14 protein-coding genes are annotated in these 16,528 nt (G+C 63.2%); 8 read left to right on the forward strand and 6 right to left on the reverse strand.

What is annotated here, in order from left to right; translation table 11 throughout:
• Positions 1-21 precede the first annotated feature (21 nt).
• Positions 22-249 (forward strand): tautomerase family protein, encoded by a 228-nt coding sequence (locus RX328_RS02445; RefSeq protein WP_213252660.1) that lies wholly within the window; start codon positions 22-24, stop codon positions 247-249.
• A 217-nt stretch (positions 250-466) separates the two neighbouring features.
• Positions 467-733: a DUF1127 domain-containing protein gene (locus RX328_RS02450; RefSeq protein WP_213252659.1), complete on the forward strand. Its 267-nt coding sequence runs from the start codon at positions 467-469 to the stop codon at positions 731-733.
• Between the two features lie 338 nt (positions 734-1,071).
• On the opposite strand, the gene RX328_RS02455 is transcribed toward RX328_RS02450, so the two are convergent.
• On the reverse strand, positions 1,072-3,519 hold the full coding sequence (locus RX328_RS02455) for an adenylate/guanylate cyclase domain-containing protein (protein WP_213252658.1): 2,448 nt from the start codon (positions 3,517-3,519) through the stop codon (positions 1,072-1,074).
• A gap of 324 nt (positions 3,520-3,843) precedes the next feature.
• Positions 3,844-5,907 (reverse strand): AsmA family protein, encoded by a 2,064-nt coding sequence (locus RX328_RS02460; protein WP_213252657.1) that lies wholly within the window; start codon positions 5,905-5,907, stop codon positions 3,844-3,846.
• Between the two features lie 217 nt (positions 5,908-6,124).
• Here RX328_RS02460 and RX328_RS02465 point away from each other — a divergent pair, with 217 nt between their 5' ends.
• The 3 genes from RX328_RS02465 to RX328_RS43220 all read left to right on the forward strand — a co-directional run bounded on the left by RX328_RS02465 (position 6,125) and on the right by RX328_RS43220 (position 7,346).
• Complete coding sequence (locus RX328_RS02465) at positions 6,125-6,799, forward strand: Crp/Fnr family transcriptional regulator (protein ID WP_213252656.1); 675 nt, start codon at positions 6,125-6,127, stop codon at positions 6,797-6,799.
• A gap of 38 nt (positions 6,800-6,837) precedes the next feature.
• Positions 6,838-7,065, forward strand: coding sequence for a hypothetical protein (locus tag RX328_RS02470; RefSeq protein WP_213252655.1), 228 nt, complete (start codon positions 6,838-6,840; stop codon positions 7,063-7,065).
• A gap of 98 nt (positions 7,066-7,163) precedes the next feature.
• Complete coding sequence (locus tag RX328_RS43220) at positions 7,164-7,346, forward strand: type II toxin-antitoxin system RelE/ParE family toxin (protein ID WP_213252734.1); 183 nt, start codon at positions 7,164-7,166, stop codon at positions 7,344-7,346.
• Between the two features lie 29 nt (positions 7,347-7,375).
• Here RX328_RS43220 and RX328_RS02475 read toward each other — a convergent pair whose 3' ends face one another.
• From RX328_RS02475 to RX328_RS02490, 4 genes are all read right to left on the reverse strand, one after another.
• Entirely contained in the window at positions 7,376-10,525 is a 3,150-nt protein-coding gene (locus RX328_RS02475; protein WP_213252654.1) for an efflux RND transporter permease subunit, read from the reverse strand.
• Positions 10,525-11,448 (reverse strand): efflux RND transporter periplasmic adaptor subunit, encoded by a 924-nt coding sequence (locus RX328_RS02480; RefSeq protein ID WP_213252653.1) that lies wholly within the window; start codon positions 11,446-11,448, stop codon positions 10,525-10,527. The genes RX328_RS02475 and RX328_RS02480 overlap by 1 nt, the downstream gene beginning before the upstream one ends.
• Positions 11,449-11,593: 145 nt before the next feature.
• Positions 11,594-12,268 (reverse strand): OmpA family protein, encoded by a 675-nt coding sequence (locus RX328_RS02485; protein ID WP_213252652.1) that lies wholly within the window; start codon positions 12,266-12,268, stop codon positions 11,594-11,596.
• A 148-nt stretch (positions 12,269-12,416) separates the two neighbouring features.
• Positions 12,417-13,895 carry a caspase family protein gene (locus RX328_RS02490; RefSeq protein WP_213252651.1) on the reverse strand — a complete coding sequence of 493 codons (1,479 nt, stop codon included), beginning with the start codon at positions 13,893-13,895 and terminating at the stop codon, positions 12,417-12,419.
• A 557-nt stretch (positions 13,896-14,452) separates the two neighbouring features.
• Between RX328_RS02490 and RX328_RS02495 the strand changes: the two genes are divergently transcribed.
• From RX328_RS02495 to RX328_RS02505, 3 genes are read left to right on the forward strand one after another with little or no spacing between them, the layout of a single operon-like run.
• Positions 14,453-15,259, forward strand: coding sequence for an N-acyl homoserine lactonase family protein (locus RX328_RS02495; RefSeq protein ID WP_213252650.1), 807 nt, complete (start codon positions 14,453-14,455; stop codon positions 15,257-15,259).
• 12 nt (positions 15,260-15,271) lie between these two features.
• Positions 15,272-16,153, forward strand: coding sequence for an NAD(P)-dependent oxidoreductase (locus RX328_RS02500; protein ID WP_213252649.1), 882 nt, complete (start codon positions 15,272-15,274; stop codon positions 16,151-16,153).
• A 12-nt stretch (positions 16,154-16,165) separates the two neighbouring features.
• Entirely contained in the window at positions 16,166-16,510 is a 345-nt protein-coding gene (locus RX328_RS02505) for a RidA family protein (RefSeq protein ID WP_213252648.1), read from the forward strand.
• The last annotated feature ends 18 nt before the right edge of the window (positions 16,511-16,528 follow it).

Here is a 16,528-nt window from a genome sequence, read left to right on the forward strand (position 1 = left end):
GCAAGCATCAAGGAGAATTGCATGCCATTGATAGAGGTTCACGTCATCGAGAACGTGTTCAATTCCGAACAGAAGAACCAGATGATCAGGAAGCTCACGGACGCCATGGTGTCGATCGAAGGCGAGAACATGCGCGGCGTTACCTGGGTCAAGATTTCCGAAGTCGCGAGCGGCGATTGGGGCGTCGGCGGTCAGCCGCTGACCACCGAAGCCGTCAAGGATCTCGCGGCCGGACGAAAGGTAGCCTGACGAGCTTCGTCTGGCATCGCCGGCGGGCCGGCCCTGCCCGCGGTACGGTTCATCGTTTCCTCATTTTGGATCCTTGATCGAGCCGGGTCCGGTGCTCGTCGCGCCTTCAGGCGTACGTACCGAAGCCTGCTGACACCATGCTGGCAGCAGGCCTTCGATAGAAAGGATGCCCCGGCAAGCTCACCGGGTTCCGGCTACTATTTGAAAGAAAATAGCCATGACCATGCTGATCACCATTCCGACCTCCGCCACCAGGCCATTTGCCTGGCGCACTGCGGTTTGGCTGGCGCGCCTGCGCCGTCTCGTCAACCGCTTCCTCGCAGCGGTCATTGCGCGCCACGAACGGCACGCCATGCGTGAGGCTCTGCGCAAGCTCGACGATCGCCATCTCGAGGATCTCGGCATGTACCGCACGCAGATCGACAGCAATCTCGAAGAATTGGCGCAGACCCGCGCGCGAATGCAGCAGCCCGGTTGGCACTGACAGGCGGATGCGTCGTTGTCGCTTGCCGCTGCTGCAGCAACGAGGTGCGTGCGGAGCCGAGCAAGTTTCTCAGAGGCGTGTGGTCCTGGCACCCGTGGCTGGTGTCAAGCTGCTGGAGATTTGTCGAGCCCAACCGGGCCTCGATAAGTCGCCAATCCGTCCTCGGGCGCAGCGGCGCTGCGGGAAGTTTTGGTGCGTCTAACTCGTCATGCCCCGCGAAGGCGGGGCATCCAGTACGCCGCGGCTTCTCGGTTCAAGCACAGGCGCCTCTGGAATACTGGATCGCCCGGTCAAGCCGGGCGCCGACAGCGGAGAAGGTTGCCCACCCTACAAATCGCTTACGACATCTTCTTCCGTCGCGCCGCGGCTGCATCGACGACATTATCCACCGACTCGCGCCAGGCGGTGATCTCCGCGGCCAGGATCGGGTGGTTGAAGCCCTTCAAATTCAAATCGTCGATCGGCCGGCCTTCGACCCATGGCTCGACCATGCCGTAGACGCGCCTGGACACCACGATCTGGTTGGCCTTGGCTTCGTCGCAGAGGCGCGAAGCAAGGTTGGTGACGCTGCCGATCGCAGCGTATTCCAGGCGCTGCTCAAAACCGATCTGGCCGAGCGTGGCGTAGCCGAGCGCGATGCCGATGCCGAAGCCGAGATTGTGGCCGCGGTTGCGCCACTTCTCGGTCAGGGCGCCGATGGTGTCGCGCATCTCGATAGCCATGCGAACGGCGCGCGCGGTATGGTCCTCGAACTGGATCGGCGCGTTGAACAGGATCATCACGCCGTCGCCGGCATAGCGGTCGAGCGTGCCCTCATATTTGAAGATCAGTTCGCCGAGGGCTGCGTGATATTCGCGCAGCACGTTCATCGCCTCTTCCGGCTCGGTGGTCTCGGTGAACGCGGTGAAGCCGCGCAAATCGCAGAACACCACCGTCACTTCGCGGCGATGGCTGTCGAGCAGGCCCTCATGACCGTCGGAGGAGGCGATGAGCTGCGCCACCTGCGGCGCCAGAAAACGCTCCAGCCGCCGGATACGCTCGATCTCGCCGAGCTGCGTCTCGACCCGCTCCTCCAGCGAGCGATTCCAGTCGCGGAGCTGGTCCGTCTGCTCTTGGAGCTTACTCGCCTGTTCGCGCACGATGTCGTTGGCGGCGAGCAGCTCGCGGCTTTTGTGGTCCACTTCGGAAAACAGCCGCGCATTGCGCATCGCCAGCACCGCCTGGTGCGCAAAGGTCTTCATCAGGCCGATCAGGTTGGCGGAGAATTCACCCTCGTTCCGCCGCAGCACCACCAGCGATCCCAAAATGCCGGTCTGGTCGACCAGGGGCACCACCAGCACCGAGTGGAAGCCGGCCTCAACAGCGACATCGCGCAGGGCATGTTCGGGCATCGCGCTGAGCTGTGGGATCGCGATTGGCTCGCCGCTGGTCGCAGCCTCGCCGAGCGGCGAATGGTCGGCGTCGATGGCGCGATGGCGGCCTTCGGCAGCCTTGTCGATGCCGATGGCCTCGGTCAGGCTAAACTGGTGATTGCCGGCGTCATAGCCGTAGATCAGCACCGCGTCGGCGTGCGTTATCTCGAGCGCGCGCGCGGCGACCGTCGGCAGCACCGCGTTGAGGTCGAGCGAGGACGCGACCGCGCGGCCGACCTCCTCGAGCACCTTGAGCTCGTTGATCGATTGCGCCAGATCCCGCGTCCGCTCGTTCACCTTGGCTTCGAGGTTCGAATAGGTCTCGGCGAGTTGCCCGGCCATGCCGTTGAACTGGTTGGCGAGCTCCTCCAATTCGTCCGAGGTCTTCACCTCGATGCGGTGGCCGAAATCGCCGGCGCCGAGCCGCCGCGCGCCGGCCTGCAGCGCCGTGATCGGCACCAGCAGGCGCCGCGCCATGATGGTGCCGGCGATGATCGCTACAACGAGGCCGAGCGCGATCAAAAGCGCGATCCGCACCAGTTGATCGCGGATCGGCGTCAGCGCCTGCGCCGTCGGCTGTTCGAAGAACACGCGCCAGCCGAGTTTCGGCACCAGGCTCGAGGTCGTCAGCACGGCATCGCCATTGGCATCGGTGCCCGACGCCGGCGCGACGCCGCCGGGCTTGCTGACGGCTAAGACCTGCGGCAGCGCCGACAGATTCTTGCCGACCTCGGGTCCGTTGGAGGAAGTCGCCAGCACGTCGCCTTTGGAATCGGTGACATAGGCATACGCCACCTTGCCGACCTGGGCGTCGATCAAAAACTCCGAGAGAAAATCGAGGTCGACTTCGGCCACCGTGATGCTGCCGTCGGCATGCGACAGCGCGATCGACATGAACGGCTGCTGGTCGCGCAGATAGGCCGGCGCAAAGCTGGTGCCACGCGAGACGGTTTCGGTAAAGCGGACGTCGCGGGAGAAATCGGCATTGCTGCCGAGCGTGACGGTCTGTCGCGTCAGGCGGAGCTGTTCGCGGCCATTGCTGTTCAGCAGCGAGAGCTGGCTGACCTGCGGCACCTGCCGCAGCAATTGGGTGTAGTCGGCGCGACGCAGATCCAGCGTGTTGGAGGAGGCGCGCGTCACCCAGGAGATCTGCCGCTCCAGCTCGGAGACCGATTGCGCGATCCGCTTGGCGGTTGCCTCCGCCTTATCAGACATGCCGTCGTGGAGCGAGCTCTTGATGCCGCGATAGGTGATCCAGATTTCCATCGCGCCGTTGACGGCCAGCACGAACACGACGAGCCCGACCAGCGCGACGACGTATTTGGCGAACAGCCCCTCGCGCAGAAACCTGACTCTGTCGTTGCCCTCGCTCATCCGGACCCTCGTGCGCCATGCCTTAAGCCTGCGCATCCGTTCGTCGCTTGCCGCGGGGCCGGCCGCAATTGGCGCCCCGGATGAGAGCCTGTTTAGCACGGATTCAGAGGGCCGGCGGGCCGTCCGCCAGCATGGTTAGCCCCGATTTTAGGCAGGAAACGGAGGGATTCGTCGTCGCGACCGGGCGTGCCCAACCTCGCCCCGCTCTTCGCGGGGAGAGGTCGGCGCGAAGCGCCGGGTGAGGGCTATCTCCACATGAGGACTCGCGGAGAGACTTACCCCAACCCTCTCCCGTGAAGAACGAGGAGAGGAAGCTTCGCCGCCTCACCGATTGAACAGCTGCCGCAGCACCTCGTTCATCGGCTGGCTGTCCTGCTGCACGGTCGTATCGCTCGGCGCCGCTGGAGGCGCGGGCTCGGCCGGCACAGCTTGCGTCGGCGCCTCGGCGGGCGAGGTCGGCGTCAGGCTCCGTTGACCGCCCGGACGCGTGCCGCCTGGGGGCTGATTCTGGCCCAATCCACCCAAGCCCTGAATGAGATTGCCGATGGTCTCGCCAAGCTGGCCGCCGAGCGGATCGTTCGGCCGGCCGCCAGCCTGGCCGGTGCCGGGCGCGACACCTTGTCCATCGGCCGCACCCTGTTGTCCGCCGCCGAGCAGGTTGCCGATCGCAGCGCCAAGCCCGGCGCCGTTCGCGCCGAACAGGCCCTTGCCCATTTCCTTCAGCTTGGCATAGGCGGCGTCGGGATTGTCGAGGATGCCCTGCATCTCCGGATAAATCCGTGGGCTCCCCCACGGGCCCTCGATCATCACGGGAATGCCCAGCCCGACCGGATCGCTGACGCGGCCCTGGCCTTCGGTGGTCATCACGAGTTTCGGCTCGACACGGAAGCCGATCTGCTTGGTGCCGAGATCGATGGTGCCGACGCCGGTCATCTTCACCAGCGGGCCGACGAGGTTGAGGTCCGTGGTCTGCGCCTGCCCCTTGTCGATCTTGAACGATGCCGAAAGCTGGCTGAGGTCGGTCGCCTTCTCATCGCTCTCCTGCCACCCCGACAGTGTGCTCGCCGTCAGCGAGCGGATCATTTGGGCGACGTTGAGTCCCTTGATGGCGCCGTCCTGGAACACGACGAAGGCGGTGCCCGCCATGTTCGACATGATCGCGCGCTGGCTGGTGCCGGAGGAGCGCACGCTGATCTTCGCCTGCATCTTGCCATCGAGCCTGTCGAAATCGGCAAGGCCGTCCAGCAGCGGCAGCGCGCGCACGCTGGTGAGATCGGCGCGCATCGCGTAAGTGGGATTGGCAGTGGAGACGTCGACGGTCAGGTCGCCATTGGCGTTGCCGTCATAGGCGCCGATATTGGAAACCTGCGCCTTCAGAACGCCGCTTGTGAGCGTGGCGTCGATCGCGGCAGGGGTGAAGCGCGCGTCGCCGATCTTGAGTTCGGCGGCGGAAATGCGCGCCTGCAGATCGACATAATTGAGGCCGTTGACGTCGATCGTCGCGTTGCTCCAGGGCTGCGCCGGGGAAGAATCGGTGCTGCGCGACATCGCGACCGTGAGCTTCTGGAAATCGAGGTCGAGCTTCACGAGCGGCTTGCTCGACAGATCGACCGAGGCCCAGCCGTTGAACGCGCCGTCGCCGAGCGCGCCGGTAACGCCGTTGATCATCACGACCGAGCCGTTGAGCCGGGCTTCGGCCTTCGCCGTGAGCTGCGCGTGCAACAGGCCGGGCGCGTCGATCTTGATCTCGGCCGGAATATTCTGCCGCTCGACTGGGGCTGCGGGCAGCGCCGCCTTGGCCTCGACTTTCAGCGGATGGCCGCCGCTGCGCGCACTGCCGGTCAGCGTGACCTTGCGGTCAGCGTCAATGGTGATGTCGGCGTTGACGGTCTCGATCCTGTTCTCGACCCGGTCGCGCAGATTGGAGAACACGATGGTGCCGCCGGTGACGCTGATATGCTCGATCGAAAAGGCGTCCGCCGTCTTGCCGCCAGCGGGCTTCGAGGGAGGATTGGCTTCCCTCACGCGCTCGCGCTTCAGCGGCAGGTTCACAACCGGGCGGATGATAACGAGGTCGGTGATCTGCGGCCGGCCGGCCCACAGGCTCGCCAGCGTCACGTCCGCCTCGACGCTCGAGGCGGTGAAACGATGGTTGATGTCGCGATCCCTGGGATCCTGGAGCGTGACGTCGTTCAGCCGAACGTTGAGCTGTGGCCACAGGCCGATCTTGACGCCGCCATTGATGGCGAGCTTGTAGCCGGTCTCGCGCTCGATCCGCTCCTGGATCTCAGCCTTCAGGAAGCCCGAGGGGATGCCGATCACCAGCAGCAGCGCGATGACGACGATCACGGCGGCAATGGTGGCGCCGGCAATTTTCAGTGCTCTCATATCGACATTCCAAACCGCGCAAACGGCTCTTATTTCGGGGGCTCGACACGCCGTCGCAACCGGTCGGGCGAGCTTATCCCGGAAAGGGATAGCGCCCAAAGCAGCCAAAAATATTCCGGGGGTACTGCAAAGTTATGTGACTTATGACACACTTGCCGGCAGGGGAATCCTGCTAACGGCGTTCGGGGGCGGTGGAGCCGATCTGGAAGGCAATACAATGACCAAACAGGCCGAATTTGCGGTCATTTTGAAAATGAACCCGATGTTTGCGGATTTGGGCGCCGACGAATTGCAGCGGATCTCCGGCCTTTGCCATACCCAGCAGCTCGGCATCGGCGAAATGTTGTTCCAGAAAGGCGATCCCGGCGACGCCCTGTACGGCGTCCGCCGCGGCCAGATCCGGATTGAAACCGGCGCCTCCGACGGCAGTCGCCTGACGCTGAATTTCATGGGGCCCGGCGATCTCTTCGGCGAAGTCGCCGTGCTCGACGGCCAGAGCCGCACCGCAGACGCTACCGCCGGCGAGCCGTCGGAACTGTTCGTGCTGCGGCGCGAGGATTTCCTCGCCTTCCTGGAGCGCGAGCCCAAGGTCGCAATCAAGATCATCATGCTCTTGTGCCAGCGCATCCGCTGGCAGAGCGAACGGATGGAAGAATCCGTGCTGCAGCCGCTACCGGTCCGGCTGGCGCGGAGGCTCTGTGCGCTCGCTTCCGATTTCGGTTCCGAAGTTCACATTTCGCAGGAGCAGCTCGGCGTCTTCGTCGGCGCCGCCCGCGAAAGCGTCAACCGGCAACTGCAGCTCTGGCGCAAGGACGGCATCTTGGACCTGCAGCGCGGACGGATATTGCTGCAGAACATGACCAAGCTGACCGCGGTGGCGAGGAACGAGTAGGTTCCATCCAAACATCGCTGTCTGTCGTATGATGGCGCATGAACAGGATACTTGAGGAAGTTATCGAGCATGCTAAGACCTGGCCCTTGGAGGACCAGCAGGAGCTCGCCGAATACGCCCGTCAAATCGAAGCGCGCCGGACCGGTATCTACACGATATCGGATCAAGAGCGTATGGCGGTCAAAAAGGGGTTGGCTGAAGCCGATCATGGCCAGTTCTTGTCGGAGGAACGCGTTGCTGAATCCGACAAGCGCCACGAAGAATGAAACTACGCCACACGCCCACGGCGTTTTCCGATCGTGAACAAATATTCGAATATCTGAAGGAACGGTCTCCCGGCGGAGCGTGAAATGTAGCCGCCAGCATTCGTTACGCCGTCGAACAGCTAAAAGAGCATCCGCAGAGCGGTTATCAGACCGACCATCCTGACGTCCGGGTGATATTTGTCGCTCGTTATCCCTACAAAATATCTTATCGCGTGCGGGATGCTGTAGAAATCCTGCACATCCGGCACACATCCCGAAGACCGTGGAAGAACGATAGCTAGCCCATATCGCTTGAAGCGCAGGTCGTCCCTTACTTCGCCGCAGGCGACATCGCCGGCGGGCCCTTTGCGGGCGGCTCCTTGTGATGGTCCGGTCCGTGGCCGGCATCCTCCGTCTCGGCGCTGGAGACGATCAGTTTCTTGCCGAGGCGCCAGCACAGCGCGCCGAAATCGTCCATCACCATGAACATCGCGGGCACGAACACCAGCGACAGGATAGTGGAGAAGATCAGGCCGCCGATCACGGCGAGTGCCATCGGCGAGCGGAATTCACCGCCGGCGCCGAACGCCAGCGCTGACGGCATCATGCCCGCCGCCATCGCAATCGTCGTCATCACGATCGGGCGCGCGCGCTTCATGCCGGCGTCGATCATGGCGTCTTCGCGCTTCTTGCCCTCCCGGATCGCCGTAGTCGCGAATTCGACCAGCATGATGGCGTTCTTGGTGACGATGCCCATCAGCATCAGGATGCCGATCCACACCGGCGTGGTGAGCTGCTTGCCGGTCAGCAGCAATGCCGCGATCGCGCCACCGATCGAGAGCGGCAGCGAGAACAGGATGGTGATCGGTTGCAGGAAGGTGCCGAACAACAGCACCAGCACCGCGTAGACCATCATCAGGCCGGCAGTGATGGCGGTGGCAAAGCCTTCCGACAATTCGTTGAGGCTTTCGGCGTCGCCCGACGGACTTACCTTGACGCCCTTCGGCAGGCTCTTCATGACCGGAAGATCGTAGATCAACTTAGTGGCGTCGCCGAGCGCCGCAGTGCCGACGAGGTCGGCTGCGACGGTCGCTTGTCGTTCGCGGTCATAGCGGTTGATGCTGGTCGGACCCTGATCGAGCTGGATGTCGGCGACGACAGACAGCGGCACGCCGCCGCGTTCGCCGCGCTGGCCGAGCGGCACCCGCAATTGCTGCAGCATCTGCAGGTCGCTGCGCGCACTGTCCTCGAGCTGGACCCGGATCGGCACCTGACGGTCGCCGGCGTCGAATTTTGCCAATGCCGGACCGACGTCGCCAATAGTGGCGACACGAATCGTCTGCGACAGGCTCTCCGTCGAGACGCCAAGACGTGCCGCCAGTTCGGCGCGAGGCCGGATGCGAAGCTCGGGGCGATCGAGCGCAGTTTCCGAGATCACGTTGGCGATGATCGGGATCCGCTTCATCTGCGTCGCCAGCTCGCTGGCGACGTTGTTGACAATGTTGCTGTCGGTGCCGGTCACAACAAGAGAAATCGCGCGCAGGCCGTTTTCGTCGAGGAACCAGAAACGGATATCGGGAACGTTTTCCAGCTCCTGGCCGATCTCGAGTTCGAGCTGCCGCTGCGTAATCTTGCGATCGGCCTTCGGCGTGTAGTTGATGATCAGCGCGGCGCGCCGGACTTCCTGCGTCCCCGGCGGCACCCGGCCGCCATCGACGAAGATGCTCTTCACCTCCGGACGCTTGCGCAGACGGGCGACGATTTCTTCCGTCACCTTCTCGGTATATGCAAGCTGCGAACCCGGCGGCAGCTCCATCGCCAGCAGCGAGCGCGCGGTGTCCTGCGCGGGCAGGAAGCCCTGCGGCAACAGCGTGATGCTCCAGATCGAAGCGGCGAAGACGCCGAAGCCGATCAAAACCGTGATGAAGTAGTGCCGCACCGACCAAGTCACGAGTTTGGTGTAGGTCTGCAGGATGCGCCCGGGCGGCGGATCCTCATGCGGGTGGTCCTTGAGGAAGTAGGCGGCGAGCACCGGCGTGACGAAGCGCGCGGCGAGCAGCGAGAAGAATACCTGCACCGACACGGTGATGCCGAACTGCTTGAAGAACTGCCCGGCGATACCGGACATGAAGCTGGCGGGCGCAAAGATCGCGATGATGGTCAGCGAGATCGCGATCACGGCGAGGCCGATTTCGTCGGCGGCCTCCAGCGCGGCACGATAGGGCGACTTGCCCATCCGCATATGGCGCACGATGTTCTCGATCTCGACGATGGCATCGTCGACCAGAATACCCGTCGATAGCGTGATGGCGAGGAAGGAGACCAGATTCAGCGAGAAGCCGAGCAGGTCCATCGCCCAAAACGCCGGGAAGATCGACAGCGGCAGCGAAATCGCGGCGATGATGGTGGCTCTGATATCGCGCAGGAACAGCAGCACGACGATGACAGCGAGGATCGCGCCCTCGAACAAGGTCGAGATTGCCGCATCGTAATTGCCCTTGGTGAAGTTGACCGAGGTGTCGATCAATTTCAGGTCGACGTCGGGATGGGCGACCTTCAGCGCATCGATGCGCTTCTGCACGGCCTCGGCCACCACCACGTCGCTGGCGCCCTTGGAGCGCTTGATGCCGAGCGCCACCACCGGTTCGCCGTTGAAGCGGGCAAAGGTCCGGCGATCGGCAATGGTGTCGGTGACGGTGCCGAGGTCGTCGAGCCGGACTTCGCCGCCGCCGAACAGCGGGATCATCGTGCCGGCGAGATCGTTCAGCGTCTTGGCGCCCGCCAGCGTGCGGATCGCCTGGTCGTTCTTGCCGATTTCGGCGCGGCCGCCGGCGAGGTCGACATTGGTGCCGCGAAGGATCTGGCTGACATTGACCGCGGTGAGCCCCGCCGCCTGCAGCCTATCGGGATCGAGTGAAACGAGAATTTCGCGCTCGACACCGCCGATGCGCTCGACTTGCGCCACGCCGCGGACGCCCTGCAGCGCGCGCTTGACGACGTCGTCGACGAAATAGGAAAGCTGCTCCGGCGTCTTGCCCGGCGAGATCGCGGCATAGGTGACGATCGGCAGGCCGATCACGTCGACGCGCTGGATCAGCGGCTCGTTGACGTTCTGCGGCAGGTTGGAGCGTACACGGGTGACGGCATCCTTGACGTCGTTGAGCGCGCGATCGGTGTTGGTCTCGAGCGCGAACTGGATCGTCGTCACCGACAGGCCATCGGTGATTGAGGACGAAATATGCCGCACGCCCTCGACGCCGGATACGCCGTCCTCGATGGTTTTGGTGACCTGCGCTTCCAATTCAGCGGGAGCGGCGCCGAATTGCGCGACCGCGACCGAGATCACTGGGATGTCGGCGCTCGGTAACCGCGTCACCGCGAGCTTGGTGAAGCTGACCCAGCCCAGCACCAGGAGAATGATTGAAAAGACGATCGAAGGAAGCGGGTTCCGGATCGACCAAGCCGAGATGTTCAAAGCCATTAGCGTGCCCGCGTGCGCTCGAGTTCGTCGGCGAACATGGTCTTGACCTGGTCGCCGTCATGTAGCGAGGTGCCAGCGTCGGCCACGACGATTTCGCCGACGTCGAGGCCTTCAAGAATTTCAGTGGAGGTTTCGGAGGTCAGGCCGACCCGTACTTTTCGTGTTTCGATGGTATTGCCCTTGACCACCTGCAGGGTCAGGCGGTCGATGGCGGTGCGCGGGACGGCGACGCCGCAGGAGCGCTTGGCGTCGATATTGGCGCGGGCAAACATGCCGACTTTCAGCGACGGATTATTGTTCAGCGAGATCCGGACCTTGCCGAGCTGGGTGTTGCGGTCGATCTGTGGCGAGATCTGGCGGACCTTGCCGACGACGTCGGGCGCATCGTCACGACTGATGCGCACCGTGGCACCCGGATTGAGCTTGAGCAGGTGAACGCTCGGCACTTCGGCTTCGAGCTCGATTTCATTGTTCACGGAAATGCGGAACATCGGGCCGGCCTGCGGCGAAGCCGGCGCGCCGACTGCAGTCCTGACTTCGGTGACGAGGCCGGCGGCGGGGGCGCGAAGCGATATCGGTCCGGGCCGGCCTCCCGGAGCGCCCGGTACTTGCGGCGGCGGGGTGAGGCGCGCCATCTCCTGATTTTCGGTGACCGTATCGCCTTCCTTGACGAACAGATCGGTGACCCTGGAGCCTTCCTGATCGACGCCGATCTGGGCCTCGCGGCGCGGCACGATGAAGCCGGTGACGCGCACCATATCGGAAAAGCAGGCATTGGTGGATTTGGTCACGATCACCAGCGCCTGGCCCGGCGTTTCTTTTTCTTCCGCGCGCGGACGGTGCTCGAACCAGTAATAGCCAATGGCGAGAGCAGCAACGAAGCCAACTCCGAGCGCAGGTTTGAGATATTCGGAGAATTTCATCGCCGGATCAATCCAGACTGGAAGTCAAATCAAAAAGGGAGCATCTGGCCGGCCGAAGACCAGCCATGGCGCCCAAAACGAATACGTCCCGCACTTGTGCTGCGGGACGTATTGTAGCCGGAAACTATTGCTCGGCGCCACGCCCTTACTTGGATGCGTTCGCCGTGGCCTTGTTTTCCATGTTGACGACCTGAACGCGGCGGTTCACTTCCGCCATCGGCTGGCTCGGATCCTTGAGCTTGCTCTTGCCGTATCCGACGGTGACGAGATCGGTGCCGTTGATGCCGTATTTGTCGACGAGATAGCGCTTGATCGCGTCGGCGCGGCGCTCGGACAGATCCTGGTTGTAGGCTTCGCCGCCGGCCGCGTCGGTGTGGCCCGCGACCACGAAAGTCGAGCCCTTCAGATCATTGTTGGTGAGCGCGCGGCCGAGCGCCTGAACCGACGGCAGCGACTTCGCGCTGATGTCGGCCGAGTTATAGTCGAAATTGATCTCCAGATCGATCTTCGGCTTGTCCTTGACGATGGCCGCGATTTCTTCGCGCTCGGCGGTCGAGAGCGAGCGCGTGGAGCGGCCGCGGATCTTCTGGACGAACTTGCTTTCGGCAGCGGCCGCGGTCGGATCGACGGTCTGTTGCGGGCCGACCGAAAGGCCGCGGGTGAGCGGCTTCTTCTCCGGCGCCAGAGCGCGGACGATCTGATCTTCGGTAACGTTCCTCTCCTGCGCGAGGGCAGTTCCGGCACTTAAGCCGATTGCTGCGCCGAGCGCCGCAACCGAGATGATTGCGGTAAGGGTTTTCGTTGCTGAGAAATTTGCCATTGCCAGTCCCCTCCTGCGGGCTTCCCCACGCGTTTCCAAGGTCATCCAAATGAGCTGCCGGACCTTGGCTTGCGGCCGGCTGCTTTTCTTTAGTCTGGGCGCCCGCCGCAGGGTTCGAGGCGCCGCCAGCCTTCTACCTAAAAAATCGTTACTGCACCCCGTAATCGGCGAATTCCTTGACGATATTGGGGTCCATCGCCTTCGCATTGTTAATATCGAGATCGCCTTCCGAAATCGAGCCGTTGCGCTTCTTGGCAAGACCGCGGCCGTACAGCGACGACGTCAATCTCGGGTTGATCTTGAGGGCGGCATCGAAATCAGCAATTGCATTCTTGTTCTGGCCGCTTTTCAGGTTGACGAGGCCGCGGCTATCGAGCGCGTCGACGAAATTCGGCCGTAGCCGCAACGCCTCGTTGCAATCCTTCAGTGCTGCCTGCAGGTCCCCGATCACCGTGCGTGCCCAGCAGCGGTTATTGTAAGCTTCCACATCTTTCGGATTCAGCCGCAGCGAATTGTTGAAGTCCTTGATGGCGAGCTCGTAGGCGCCCTTGCTCGCATAGACCTGTCCGCGCCGGTACAGCGCGGCGGCGTCGTCCGGATTGTCGTTGAGCCTGGTGGTCAGGTTCTTGATGGTCGGGTCGTCGGCCAGTGCAACCGCAGTCGGGCTGGGGCTCTCTGACGGCTTGGCCGGCGGCGGAGGCGGAGGAATCGCGGCTTCAACCGGCTTTGGCGGCGCCGGAGCAGGCGCGGCCACCTGGGGCGCGGCAGGGGCGGGAGCAGGGGGAGGAGCGGGGGCAGGCGCAGGGGTAGTTGGCGCTGCAGCAACCGGAGCCGGCGGCGGGCTCGCTGGCGACGGGCTCGCCGGCCGCGGACCGCCACTGGGAATAAAGGAGAAATCCTCCGCCAGCGACGACGAGATCCACGGCACCTGCTCCTGGCGCGAGGCGCGGGTGACGCCGACGCGGGTGCGGTTCAGCGTTTCCTCCGCCATCAAATCGGGGGTGCGGATTTCCTTCAGCAGCTCTTTCACGAACAGGCTGCGGTCGCTGCCATTGTCGGAAACGACCGACGAAAGCGCGGCCGAATACATCACCAGCGTGCCGTTCGGCGCGATCACCGGTGCGAGGCCGGCGGAAAAGCTGCGGAACCGGCGCTCGAACGGATTGCGTCTGGAGGCGTCGATCAGCGCGATCTTGACGCCGGCGCCGCGGCTGTTGATCTCCCCCAACACGGTTTCGAGGCTGAAACCGTCGCGGCGAACGTCGGCCTCGGTCCAGATCTGCGCATCGACGGGGATCATGTAGCTCTGGCGGCTCGACTGCACGCCAAAGCCGGAGAAGAATAACAGCGCGACCGACCCCGGCTTGATCTTGCCGTACAGCCGCTCGAAGGCGCGGCGCATCTGCTCGCCAGTCAGGTTCTCGCCGATATCGACATTGAAGCCGTCGCGCTTGAGCTCTTCGGCGATGTCGCGCGCATCATTGATCGGCTCCTTCAGGGGCGCCTCGGCGTCCGGATATTTCGCGTTGCCGATCACCAGCGCATAACGTTCACCGGCTGCGAGCGACGGGGCGACTGACGCCACCGCAAAAATCAGGGAAAGAAGCAATACAAGGCGGCTTTTCATATTGACGGCGATCCAGCCATAATGGCGCCGATACCAGCTTGCGCCGCGGCGACCATACTCTACGCTATCGGCATTATCAAACCGCACGCTCAGCCCGTCAACCGCTTGCGATCTCGTCACTAATTGCGACAATTGACCGCGACCGCGCCGCGTGGATGAAGGGAATAATTGCGTCCGTCATGGCGGCGCGCGATCTGGCCGGTGCAAACGGTTCCCAATCAGGAGCCGGCAATCCTTTCGCACTGACGCCCCGCTACCAAGTCCCGGCGTGAGCGTCATACCTCGAAAGTAGGATAGCTAGTACGCCACGGCCTATCGCCTCTTTCACGGTTGCTCTGGGTCAGCCGCTGAGCCTGTCAACGAGCGCGCATTCGCGCGGCCGGTTGGCGCGCGTGACAACCATCGCTAGTAGTGTGACCCCTCTCACATAGTGCTCTGCAATGCCACGCGGTCGTCATTCGCGCACCGCGTTTGACCTTTGCAGGTGACGATGGCTTGCTGCCGGCATCGGCCAAGTTCAGCAAAGAAACGTTCAGCACAAAAGAAAAGTGACACCGATGGGAAACGCCTACGAAATCTACGCCCTGCGCTATGCGACGATGTCGCCGCGCACTCCCCATTTGAATTTTCTGATCCCCGATCCGCACGAAACCACGGCGCAGGATCTGGATTATTTCGTCTGGCTGATTAGAGGGGGCGGCCGAGACATTCTGGTCGACACCGGCTTCAACGCCGAGGAAGCCAAGGCGCGTTCGCGCAAACTCACGCTCAATCCGGTCGATGCGCTGGCGGATTTCGGCGTCGCTGCCGACACGATTCGTGACGTGGTCGTCACCCATCTACATTACGACCATGCCGGCAATCTCGATCGCTTCCCGAACGCGCGGTTTCATCTGCAGGACCGCGAGATGAGCTACGCGACCGGGCGCTGCATGTGCAACGGCATGCTGCGGCACCCGTTTTCGGTCGAGCACGTCACCACCATGGTGCGCCACGTCTATGGCGAGCGCGTCACTTTTCATTCCGGCGACGGCGATGTCGCCCCCGGCGTGACCGTGCATCGCGTCGGCGGCCATTCCGATGGGTTGCAGGTGGTGCGCGTGGAAACCGCGCGCGGACCGGTGGTGCTGGCGTCCGACGCTGCGCATTACTACGCCAATCTGCACAAGCGCAGCCCGTTTCCGATTGTCTACAATGTCGGCGACATGGCGCAGGGCTGGGAGATTGTCGAGCGGCTGGCCGGCCATCCCGACCGTTTCATTCCCGGCCACGATCCGATCGTGAGCGAGATTTACCCGCGCGCCAGCGACAAAGTCGATGCGTTCGCGCTGCACCTGGCGCCATCACGCTCGTTCGCAAAATAGCGGATAGTCGTGATGTCAGCGTACAACACGATCGGCTTCATCGGTCTCGGCGTGATGGGCGAGCCGATCTGCCGCAATCTCGTGAAGAAGAGCGGCAGGCGCGTGCTTGCGTTCGATCTGTCGCCGGAGCCGCTGGCGCGGTTGCAGGCCGAGGGTGCGGAGGCCGCGACCTCCGTCGCCGATGTCGTCAGGCAAAGCGACTTGCTGTTCCTCTGCCTGCCGAGCGCGAAACATGTGCGCGCGGTGTTCGAGGGCGACGGTATCCTGAACAACATCCGCAGCGGTCAAGTCGTCGTCGATCTCGGTACATCGTCAGTCGGCCAGACCCGTGAGTTTGCCAAGCTGCTGCAGGCCAAGGCTGCGTCCTGGGCGGACGCGCCGATCGCACGCACGCGCCAGGCGGCGCAGGACGGCACGCTCAGCGTGATGGTGGGCGCGACGCCAGCGCTGTATGCCGGCATCGAGCCCGTGATCCGCTGCTTCGCCACTGATGTCACCCATTGCGGCGACGTCGGCGCGGGGCAGGTGACGAAAATTCTCAACAACATGGTGCTGTTCGAGACCGTCAACGCGCTCGCCGAAGCGGTCGCCATCGCGAAGCATAACGGTATCGATCCAAAGCTGTTGCTCGATACGCTTTCCAAGGGCTCGGCCGACAGTTTTGCCCTACGCAATCACGGCATGAAGGCGATCGTGCCGGGCAATTTTCCGGAGCGCGCGTTCTCGACCGAATATGCGCTGAAGGATTTGTCGTATGCGCTTGAGCTGGCGGCCGATGTGGGATTGAAAATCCGCGGCGCGGAGCTGGTCGGCACGATTCTACAGGAAGCGATCGATGCCGGCTCGGGGAATAGTTATTTTCCTGTCATCGCGAAACATATTGGCAGCCGCTAAACGGAGACAATCATGATTCAACGTTTTCCCGGGCTTACGCCCACCCGTAGCCGTGCCGTCGCTCATGACGATCTGGTTTTCACGGTGGCAGTCGCACCGGACCCCGTCAGCCCCTCGATGTATGAGCAGAGCGTGAAGGCGCTCGCCCGAATCGACGAAAGCCTCGCACTGTGCGGGACGGACAAGAGCAAGATTCTCTCGGCCATCGTCTACATCACCGACATCAAACGCAAGGGCGAGATGAACCGTGCCTGGGATGAATGGGTTGACATCAACAATCCGCCAATGCGCGCCTGCCTTGGTGTCGAACTCGAGCCACCGCATATCGTGGAGATCGTGGTGACAGCCGGGAAGTGAACCTCGGCGCAACGCTCA

Source organism: Bradyrhizobium sp. sBnM-33 (assembly GCF_032917945.1).
In the GTDB taxonomy this organism is placed as follows: Bacteria; Pseudomonadota; Alphaproteobacteria; order Rhizobiales; family Xanthobacteraceae; genus Bradyrhizobium.